This window comes from Pengzhenrongella phosphoraccumulans (genome assembly GCF_045689905.1).
Classification (GTDB): domain Bacteria; phylum Actinomycetota; class Actinomycetes; order Actinomycetales; family Cellulomonadaceae; genus Pengzhenrongella; species Pengzhenrongella phosphoraccumulans.
Map to the genome: position 1 here is coordinate 3,911,133 of NZ_CP144210.1, position 9,697 is coordinate 3,920,829.

Annotated in this window: 9 protein-coding genes; 5 read left to right on the plus strand and 4 right to left on the minus strand. The window is 73.0% G+C overall.

Features of this window, described 5'->3' with window-relative positions:
* Positions 1 to 49 precede the first annotated feature (49 nt).
* Genes rplT through pheT form a run of 5 tightly spaced genes read left to right on the plus strand, consistent with a single transcriptional unit; the run spans position 50 to position 5,630 of the window.
* The gene (gene rplT, locus VTA80_RS18090) at positions 50 to 436 is read left to right on the plus strand and encodes a 50S ribosomal protein L20 (RefSeq protein ID WP_407342470.1); all 387 of its coding nucleotides are present in this window, start codon (positions 50 to 52) and stop codon (positions 434 to 436) included.
* 47 nt (positions 437 to 483) lie between these two features.
* A complete protein-coding gene (locus tag VTA80_RS18095) occupies positions 484 to 1,323 on the plus strand; it encodes a TrmH family RNA methyltransferase (protein WP_407342471.1) in 840 nt (279 codons plus the stop codon).
* A 10-nt stretch (positions 1,324 to 1,333) separates the two neighbouring features.
* Positions 1,334 to 1,936, plus strand: a complete 603-nt coding sequence (gene thpR, locus VTA80_RS18100) for an RNA 2',3'-cyclic phosphodiesterase (RefSeq protein ID WP_407342472.1) — start codon at positions 1,334 to 1,336, stop codon at positions 1,934 to 1,936.
* A gap of 59 nt (positions 1,937 to 1,995) precedes the next feature.
* Positions 1,996 to 3,069, plus strand: a complete 1,074-nt coding sequence (gene pheS, locus VTA80_RS18105; protein ID WP_407342473.1) for a phenylalanine--tRNA ligase subunit alpha — start codon at positions 1,996 to 1,998, stop codon at positions 3,067 to 3,069.
* Positions 3,069 to 5,630 (plus strand): phenylalanine--tRNA ligase subunit beta, encoded by a 2,562-nt coding sequence (gene pheT / locus VTA80_RS18110; RefSeq protein ID WP_407342474.1) that lies wholly within the window; start codon positions 3,069 to 3,071, stop codon positions 5,628 to 5,630. The genes pheS and pheT overlap by 1 nt, the downstream gene beginning before the upstream one ends.
* 16 nt (positions 5,631 to 5,646) lie before the next feature.
* Here pheT and VTA80_RS18115 read toward each other — a convergent pair whose 3' ends face one another.
* Genes VTA80_RS18115 through VTA80_RS18130 form a run of 4 tightly spaced genes read right to left on the minus strand, consistent with a single transcriptional unit; the run spans position 5,647 to position 9,620 of the window.
* The gene (locus VTA80_RS18115) at positions 5,647 to 7,377 is read right to left on the minus strand and encodes a DUF222 domain-containing protein (RefSeq protein ID WP_407342475.1); all 1,731 of its coding nucleotides are present in this window, start codon (positions 7,375 to 7,377) and stop codon (positions 5,647 to 5,649) included.
* A 44-nt stretch (positions 7,378 to 7,421) separates the two neighbouring features.
* A complete protein-coding gene (locus VTA80_RS18120; protein ID WP_407342476.1) occupies positions 7,422 to 7,916 on the minus strand; it encodes a GNAT family N-acetyltransferase in 495 nt (164 codons plus the stop codon).
* Between the two features lie 10 nt (positions 7,917 to 7,926).
* Positions 7,927 to 8,640 (minus strand): DsbA family oxidoreductase, encoded by a 714-nt coding sequence (locus VTA80_RS18125; protein ID WP_407342477.1) that lies wholly within the window; start codon positions 8,638 to 8,640, stop codon positions 7,927 to 7,929.
* Complete coding sequence (locus tag VTA80_RS18130) at positions 8,637 to 9,620, minus strand: quinone oxidoreductase family protein (RefSeq protein ID WP_407342478.1); 984 nt, start codon at positions 9,618 to 9,620, stop codon at positions 8,637 to 8,639. Before VTA80_RS18130 ends, VTA80_RS18125 begins: the two co-directional genes overlap by 4 nt.
* Between the last annotated feature and the right edge of the window lie 77 nt (positions 9,621 to 9,697).

Here is a 9,697-nt window from a genome sequence, read left to right on the forward strand (position 1 = left end):
CCGCGCGCCACTTCCTCACCCCTGAGCCCCGAAACGCAAGGAGCATCACGTGGCACGCGTGAAGCGGGCAGTAAACGCCCACAAGAAGCGCCGCAGTACCCTCGCACGCGCCGCTGGCTACCGTGGCCAGCGTTCGCGTCTCTACCGGAAGGCGAAGGAGCAGGTCACCCACTCCCTCGTCTACGCCTACCGCGACCGTAAGAAGCGCAAGGGCGACTTCCGTCGCCTGTGGATCCAGCGCATCAACGCTGCGTCCCGCGCGAACGGCCTGACGTACAACCGCCTCATCCAGGGCCTCAAGGCCGCTGGCGTCGAGGTTGACCGTCGCGTCCTGGCCGACATGGCCGTCAACGACGCTGCCGCCTTCGCCGTCCTGGTTCAGGTCGCGAAGGATGCACTGCCGGCGGACGTCAACGCCCCGGCCGTCGCAGCCTGAGCATCGTCACACCACCACCGAGCGCCCGGACACCGGAAGACCTCGTCATGACGTCTCCGTCCGCGATCGAGCTGACCAACCCCCGCGCCGAGCGGGTCAAGGCAGTTCGCTCGTTGTCCGGGCGCTCGATGCGTGCGCGCACCGGGCGGTTCCTCGTGGAGGGCCCGCAGGCGGTGCGCGAGGTCGTGCGGTTCGCCTCGGTCCACGAGCTGTACCTGACCGTCGCGGCGGCCGACCGCTACGGCGAGGTCGTCTCCGACGCGCAGGAGCGCGGCATCCCTGTCCACCTCGCCTCTGACGAGGTGCTGGCCGCGATGTCCCCCGACGCGCAGGGGGTCGTCGCCGTCGCGAACGTCTCCTCGGCCACGCTCGAGGACATCCTCGTCCTGAAGCCGACCCTCGTGGCGATTCTCGCGAGCGTGCGCGACCCGGGTAATGCCGGTGCCGTGATCCGCGCGGCCGACGCCGCGGGCGCGGACGCCGTCGTGCTCACGCTGGAGAGCGTCGACGTGCACAACCCCAAGACCATCCGGGCCACCGCCGGCTCGCTGTTCCACCTGCCGGTCGTGACCGGCGTGGCGCTCGACACCGTGACCCAGGCGCTGCGCGCCGCCGGAGTCGGGATCCTTGCTGCCGACGGCACCGGCGAGCACGACCTCGACGACCTGCTCGACATCGCCGGCCGCCTCGACGAGCGTGGCGCGGCGCCCGATCTTGCCGCACCCACCGCGTGGGTGTTCGGCAACGAGGCGTGGGGCCTGCCGGCGCACGAGCTCGTGCTGGCGGACGCCGTCGTGCGGGTGCCGATCCGCGGCCAAGCCGAGTCGCTCAACCTCGCGACCGCGGCGGCCGTGTGCTTGTATGCCTCGGCACGCGCCCAGCGCTAAGTCTTCGACGATGAGGCTCTTCGTCGCCGTGGTGCCGCCGGCTCCCGTGCTGGAGCACCTCGAGCTCGCCCTTGAGTCCGTGCGAAGCCCGTTGCCCGACGACGCCCGCTCGGCCTTGCGCTGGGCACCGGCGGACGATCGGCACCTGACCCTCGCGTTCTACGGCGAGGTGTCGGCCGGCGAGGCCGACGAGCTGTCCGTGGGGCTCGAGGCGGTGGCGGACGAGCGCTCGCCTCTGGAGCTGCGGCTACGCGGGGCTGGAGTGTTCGACCGCCGGATCTTCTGGATCGGCTGCGGCGGGGACGTGGTGCCCCTCGCGGCGCTGAGCGCGGCCTGCGTCGACCTCGGCCGGGACGTCACGGGTCGCGACGACCATCGGGTGCGGTCCCGCGCGCACCTGACCGTGGCGCGCGTGCGCGGCGCGAGCAGGGGCTCGTCCACCGACCACGTCGGCCCGCTCGCGCACGCCTTGGCGGTGTACGAGGGGCCGAGCTGGCAGGTCGACGAGATCGTGCTCGTCAGCTCCCGACCGGGGGAGGGGCGAGGCGGCGGGCCCGCCTACGACCGTGTGGCGGGCTTCGCGTTGAACGGTGCCGCTGGCGCCCGGCTCTAGACTTCCTGCGGCCAGGCGCAACGCGCGTTCGGTCGCCTGTACCTGCCCGGAAGGTTCGGATGTCCCCCTCGCACATCAACGAAGAGCCCGCTGACGCTCCGCTGTCCCCGCTGGACGAGGCTGGTGTCGCGGCGGCACTGTCGGCCGCGCTGGCCGCGATCGCGGCGGCGTCGGACCTCGACGAGCTCAAGACGGCGCGCCTGGCCCATACCGGCGACCGCAGCGCGCTCTCCCTCGCGAACCGCGAGATCGGGCAGCTCGCGGCCGCCGACAAGGCGCGCGCCGGCAAGCTGCTCGGCGCGACCCGCGGCCAGGTGGGCCGCGCGATCGCCGTCCGCCAGGCGGAGCTCGAGGTGCTGCGGGACGAGCTCGTGCTGGGTACCGAAGGGGTGGACGTCACTCTGCCGGCCGAGCGGGGCCCGAAGGGCGCTCGGCACCCGCTGGAGTCGCTCCAGGAGCGCATCGGCGACGTCTTCCTCGCGATGGGCTGGGAGATCGCCGAGGGCCCCGAGGTCGAGGCCGAGTGGTTCAACTTCGACGCGCTCAACCTCGACGCTGACCACCCCGCGCGCCAGATGCAGGACACGTTCTTCATCGATCCGCCCACGAGCGGCCTCGTGCTGCGCACGCACACGTCGCCGGTGCAGGCGCGCACGATGCTCGAGCGGGACGTGCCGATCTATGTGGTGTGCCCCGGCAAGGTGTTCCGCACCGACGAGCTCGACACGACCCACACGCCGGTGTTCCACCAGGTCGAGGGCCTGGCGATCGACAAGGGCCTGACGATGGCGCACCTCAAGGGCACCCTCGACCACCTCGCGAAGGCGATGTTCGGCGACTCGGCGAAGATCCGGTTCCGGCCGTCGTACTTCCCGTTCACCGAGCCCTCCGCCGAGCCGGACGTCTGGTTCGAGGGCAAGAAGGGCGGCCCCGGGTGGATCGAGTGGGGCGGTTGCGGCATGGTCCACCCGAACGTGCTGCGCGCCGCCGGGATCGACCCGGACGTCTACACGGGTTTCGCGTTCGGCATGGGGATCGAGCGCACGCTGATGTTCCGCCACGACATCGCTGACATGCACGACATGGTCGAGGGGGACGTGCGGTTCTCCCTGCAGTTCGGGATGGAGATCTGATGCCGCGCGTACCGATGCCCTGGCTTGCCGAGTGGGTCGACCTGCCTGCGGGCGCGACGACGACCGAGGCCGGCGCGATGCTGGTGGCCGCCGACCTGGCGCGCGTGGGGCTCGAGGACGAGGAGCTTCACGGCGCCTCGGTGACCGGGCCGCTCGTTGTCGGGCGGGTCGTCTCGCTCGAACCCGAGAAGCACAAGAACGGCAAGACCATCAACTGGTGCGCGGTCGACGTCGGGGTGCTCAACGACCCCGACGACACCGGTGCGCGGACCGTCCCGCGCGGCATCGTGTGCGGCGCGCACAACTTCGCCGCGGGCGATCACGTGGTCGTGGCCCTGCCTGGCGCAGTCCTGCCTGGGCCGTTCCCGATCGCCGCCCGCAAGACCTACGGGCACGTCTCGGACGGGATGATCTGCTCCGAGCGCGAGCTCGGGCTCGGCGACTCCCACGACGGGATCATCGTGCTCGAGGGAGCACCGGCGCCGGGCACCGACGCCATCGAGCTGCTAGGGCTCGGCGAGCAGACCCTCGAGATCAACGTGACCCCCGACCGGGGCTACTGCTTCTCGTTGCGTGGGGTGGCGCGGGAGTACTCGCACGCCACCGGCGCGGCCTTCCGCGACCCGGCCCACGTCGAGCTCACCGTCACATCCGGTGCCGGGTTTGCCGTCGAGCTCGCGGACGAGGCCCCGCTGCGAGACCAGGCCGGCTCGGACCGTTTCGTCGCGCGCATCGTGCGCGGGGTCGCGGCCTCCGGACCCTCCCCGGTCTGGATGCAGCGCCGTCTCACCCAGGCCGGCATGCGGCCGATCTCGCTCGCGGTCGACGTCACGAACTACGTGATGCTCGAGCTCGGGCAGCCGTTGCACGCCTACGACCTCGCGGGGCTCGTCGCCCCGATCGTCGTCCGCCGGGCGCGGGCCGGGGAGAGCCTGACGACCCTGGACGACGTCGTGCGTCGGCTCGACCCCGAGGACCTCCTGATCACGGACGGCGGCGGGTCCGGGCGGGCCTCGCGCGTTCTCGGGATCGCGGGCGTGATGGGCGGTGCCTCGAGCGAGGTCACGCCGACCACGACCGACGTCCTCATCGAGGGCGCCCACTTCGACCCCGTGTCGATCGCGCGGACGTCCCGACGGCACAAGCTGGCCTCGGAGGCGTCGCGCCGGTTCGAGCGCGGCGTCGACCCCGCCCTGCCGCCCGTCGCGGTCCAGCGCGTGGTCGACCTGCTGATCGAGCACGGCGGTGGCGTGGCCGACGGCGGCCTGACCGACGTCGACCGGCGGGCGGTGACCGAGCCGATCCTGCTGCCGTTCGACCTGCCCACCCGGATCGTCGGCGTCGACTACCCGGCCGAGGTCGTGCGCGGGGTGCTCGAGCAGATCGGGTGCACTGTCGAATTCGAGCGGGACGTCCTGCGCGTCGTGGCGCCGACCTGGCGGCCCGACCTGACCGCCCCGATCGACCTCGTCGAGGAGGTGGCCCGGCTGCGGGGGTACGACCAGATCCCATCGGTACTGCCGGTGGCGCCCGCGGGGCGCGGTCTCACCGCGGCGCAGCGCACCCGTCGGTCCGTCGCGCGCTCTTTGGCGGAATCGGGTCTGGTCGAGGTGCTGACCTACCCGTTCGTCTCGCCGACCATCCACGACGTGTTCGGGCTCCCGGCTGACGATCCACGGCGCGCCGCCGCCCGGCTGGCCAACCCGCTCTCGGAGGAGCGCCCCGAGCTGCGCACGAGCGTGCTCGCGACGCTCGTCGATGCGGCGCTGGCCAACGTCGGGCGCGGCAGCACCGATTTGGCCCTGTTCGAGATCGGCCTCGTGACTCGTCCTGTGGCCGGGGCCGGTCCCGCCGGGCGACCGGGGATCGAGTCCCGGCCGACGGACGACGAGCTGGCGCGCCTGCGTGCCGCCGTTCCGCCGCAGCCCCGCCACGTGGCCGGCATCCTCGCCGGGAACGCGGAGCCGGCCGGCTGGTGGGGTCCGGGACGCCGGGTCGACCACACCGACGCGATCGCGGCCGTCCAGCGGGTCGCGGCGATCGTCGGCGTCGAGCTGACCGTCTCGGCCGATCCGGACCACGCGCCGTGGCACCCGGGCCGGTGCGCTCGGTTCACCCTGCCGGACGGCACGCTCGTCGGGCATGCCGGCGAGCTGAACCCGAAGGTGGTCGCCGCGCTCGACCTCCCCGCGAGGTCCGTCGCGTTCGAGCTCGATCTCGACGTGCTCCTCGCGGCGGCGTCGGTGGAGCCGCTGCACGCGGTTGCGCTGTCGACGTTCCCGGTTGCCAAGGAAGACATCGCGCTCGTGGTCGACGCCGGAGTTCCCGCCGCCGACGTGTTCGCTGCGGTACGGGACGGTGCCGGTGAGCTGCTCGAGGAGCTCCGGCTGTTCGACGTCTACACCGGGACGCAGGTCGGGGAGGCCAAGAAGTCGCTGGCCTTCTCGCTGCGCCTGCGGGCAACGGACCGCACGCTCACGGCCGAGGACGCCATCGCGGTCCGCGAAGCGGCCGTCGCCGAGGCGACCCGACGCGTCGGGGCGGTTCTGCGCGGCGCCTGACGGCCTGCGGTCCACGTCAGAACGGTGGTGGTGTGTCGTCCCAGGCGAGTGGGGGTTCGTGTCCGGGGGGTGGTTCGGGTCGGTGGTGGTAGACGTGGCCGGTGGGGGTGGTCCAGGTCGCGGTGCCGTCGGTGGATCGGGTCAGGTGCCAGCGGGCGTGGGTCTTGATCAGGTGGTCGCGTTTGCACAGCGGGTTGAGGTTGGCTGCGGAGGTCGATCCGCCGGTGCCGTCGGGGTGGAACGGGTCGCGGTGGTCCAGCTCGCAGCGGTGGGAGGGGATCTCGCAGATCGGGGCCAGGCAGCGGGTGTCGCGGGCGCGGATGATCGCGGCGAGGTCGTCGGGGGGCCGGTAGCGGGTTGTGCCGACGTCCAGGACGGTGCCGGAGGTGGGGTCGGTCACCAGGCGCCGCCACGTGCCCGCGGTGGCTAACCGGCGGGCGGTCTGCGCGGTGATGGGCCCGTATCCGGCCAGCTCCCCGGGGTTCTCGTCCTGCCCGAGCAGGGTGGCCAGGGACACGGTCACGTCCACGCGCACCCCGGCACACCCCCGACCGCACGCACCGGAGGTGGAAGTCCCGGCCGCGGACGGCCCCGCGGCGCACGAACCACCGTTGGACGCCCCGGACCCGAACGCCCCGACACAGCAGCTCCCGACTCCGGTCAACCCGCCGATCGACGCCCCGGGTCCGAACGGCCCGGCCGCGAACGCCCCGACCCCGAGCGGCCCGTGACCGCAGGTGCCGGTCAGGGCGGCGGCAAGGGTGTCGGCGCGCAGCTGGTCGGGGGTGCGGGGGTCGCCGGCGGTGCGGGCGGTGCGCGCTGCGGCGGACAGGGCGTTGTCGATCTGGGTGGCCACGGCGGCGGGCAGGACGGCCCAGATGCCGGCCATGCCGTCCGCCAGGCGCTTGGGGTGGCACACGCGGCGTTTGTCGACCGCGCGCACGGCGCGTTGTTCGGCGTCGGTGGGGTCGACCACGATCAACGCCCGGGCCAGGTCGCGGCGTAGCTGGGCGTGGGTGCGCCGGCCCGCGTCGGGAAGCACCCGGGCCTGCACGTCCACTGCGACCTGGAGTGCGACATCGCCCAGGACGGCGGCGAAGATCTTCGCTTTGCCCCAGTCGATGTCCCCGGCGTGCAGCGCGGCGGCGGTGGGCAGCAGGGGTCCGGCCAGCAGCCGGGCGGTGTCCACCAGGGTCCGGCCAGCGGCGCGGGAGGTGCCCAGGGCGGCGGCGACCTCCTCGGCGGTGATGTTCGGCTGAGCCACGCGCACGGGCCAGAACGGGTTCATCGACTCCCGCCGCGACAGGGCCTCCACCACGGTCAGCTGACGGGCCCGCGCCCGCGACGCCTCGCGCTCCAGGTCCCCGATCAGCTCCACCAGGGCGAAGTCGTCCAGCCCATCCACGACCGGCTCCCCGAACTCCACCGGCGGCTCCGGCTCGCCCAGCTGCGCGTCGACGAACTCCCAGAACGCCACCAGATCCGCCGGGGGCACCGGCGCCGCGACCGGCACGTCCGTCGCATCCCAGAACGCCACCAGCTCCGCGGACGGTGCCAAGAACGACACAACGCCCCGCCCCGCAGCTACCGACGACCGGGCGCCCCGCACCCCCGACAAGCCGGCACCCGCGCCCGAACCGGCACCGGTGCTCGCCGCGCGCCCGGCTCGGCGCGGCGGCACGTCTCGCACGCCCAGCACGCGGTCACCCGCGTCATCATCGCTGCCCACCTGCTCGTCGTCGAACATGTGTTTGATTCTAGCAAGACCTACCCACAAACGCCAGGGTGCGGTCAGGCCGTCCGGGCCAGCAGGGCGACCCGCACCGAACCACCCTTCGTCACCTGCTCGCCAACCTGGGTGAACCCGAGCCGGGCGTGGAACGCCATCGACTCGGGGTTCGGCGGCTCGAGGTTCACCTCGCAGGTGATCTCCGCCAGGTCGAGCCGATGCGCACGCCCCGACACCGTCTCGTAGAGCAGCCGGCCGAGGCCCACCCCGAACGCGCGCGGCGCGACGGCGAGACGGTCGACGTACAGCGAGCCGGGCCGGTGGGTCTCAAACCACTGGTAGTTCTCGCTCGCGTAGGCCGCCCCCGGGGTGAGGGCGAGCAGGAACGCGACCGGGACGCCGTCGTCGTCGTCGATCACGACGGCGACCTCGCAGTGCGGGACGAGCGCCGTCAGTCCGTCGAGCCCGAGCGGACTGACCGCGGGCACGGCGGCGTCGTTCAGCGCGGCGAGCGCTGGTAGGTCGGCCGGCGCGATCGGGCGGGGAGCGGAGGTCACGCGCGCGCCGCTAGGAGAGGTCCGCGGCGGGCTCGAGACCCGCCCAGGCCTGGTTCAGCGCACTCGCGAACAGCTCGGTGCTCTGGGCCCCGGAGACCGCCAGCCGGCGGTCGAACGCGAAGAACGGCACGCCGGTGATGCCGATGGCTCGGGCCTGGTCGATGTCGGCGTGGACCGCGGCGCCCGCGGCCTGCCCGGTCTCGTCTCCGGCGAGGGCGGCGCGGACATCATCCGGGCTCAGCCCGCAGCGCTCGGCGATCGCGACGAGCTCGTCGTGGTCGTCGATCGCGACACCGTGGCTGAAGTGGGCGGTCATCAGCGCCTCGACGACGGCGTCGGCGACGCCGGGACCGCCGGCCGCAGCCAGGTGGATGAGCCGGTGCGCGTCGAATGTGTTCGCGGGCCGCACGATCTCGAAGTCGTACGCCAGGCCCTCGGCGGCCGCCATGGCGGTCACCTGCTCGAACATCTCCTGCACGGCGACGAGCGGGATGCCCTTGCGCTCGACGAGCAGCTCGGCCTCCGTCAGGGTCGAACCGACCTCGGCGTCGGGCGCGAGCTCGTAGCTGCGCCACGTGACGTCGACGTGCTCGCGGTGCTCGAACTGTTCGAGCGCGCTCGCGAACCGCCGCTTGCCGATGAAGCACCACGGGCATGCGACGTCCGACCAGACGTCGACCTGCAGCCGGGTCGTGGACGGGGCTGAGGGGGAGGAGATCGTCATGGGACGAGGAGAACCTTTCCGGTGGTGGCGCGCCCCTCGAGGGCGCGGTGGGCCTGGGCGGCATCGGTGAGCGAGAAGGTGGCGCCGACGCGGACGTCGAGCGAGCCGGCCGTGACCGCGGCGAAGAGCTCGTCCGCGCGCGCAGCCAGCTCGTCCCGCGTGGCGATGTAGTGGCCGAGTGTCGGTCGGGTGAGGTAGACCGACCCGGCCGCGTTGAGCCGCTGCGGGTCCACCGGTGGGACCGGACCGGACGAGCCGCCGAACAGGGCGAGCCCGCCGCGCCGCCGCAAGGAGGCGAGCGAGGCGTCGAACGTGGTGCGCCCGACGCCGTCGAACACGGTGTGGACCCCCGCCCCGCCCGTCAGGTCGCGCACGATCGTCGGCAGCTCCCGCGTGATGTCCGCCAGCTCGGTGTAGCGCACGACGTCGCTCGCGCCGGCCGCGCGGGAGAGCTCCTCCTTCGCGCGGGTCGAGACGGTCGTGATCACGCGCGCGCCCCGCGCGACGGCGAGCTGGGTGAGCAGCAGCCCGACGCCGCCCGCCCCCGCGTGCACGAGCACGTCCTGACCGGCCGAGACCGGGAAGGTCGAGGTGGCGAGGTAGTGCGCGGTGAGCCCCTGCAGCGGCAGGGCCGCGGCCACGAGGTCGCTCACGCCGGCCGGGACGGCCAGGGCGCGGTCGGCGCTGATCGCGACGAGCTCGGCGTAGGAGCCGGCCCCGTCGCACCAGGCGACCCGGTCACCGGCGGCGAACCCGACGACGTCGGCGCCGATCGCCACCACCGTGCCCGCTCCCTCGGCACCCACGACGTGGGGGAAGTGCATCGGGTAGAGCCCGGAGCGCTTGTAGGTGTCGATGAAGTTGACCCCCGCGGCCGCGACCCGCACGAGCAGCTGGCCGGGTCCCGCAACGGGATCGGGAACGTCGACGATGGACAGGACCTCGGGACCGCCGGGGGAGATTGCTCGAACTACGCGCATGCTCCGGCAACCTACCCTGGCGCCCGGATCATCCCTCGACGCGATTATGTATTGATCTACACCCGCGTGTATGTTCA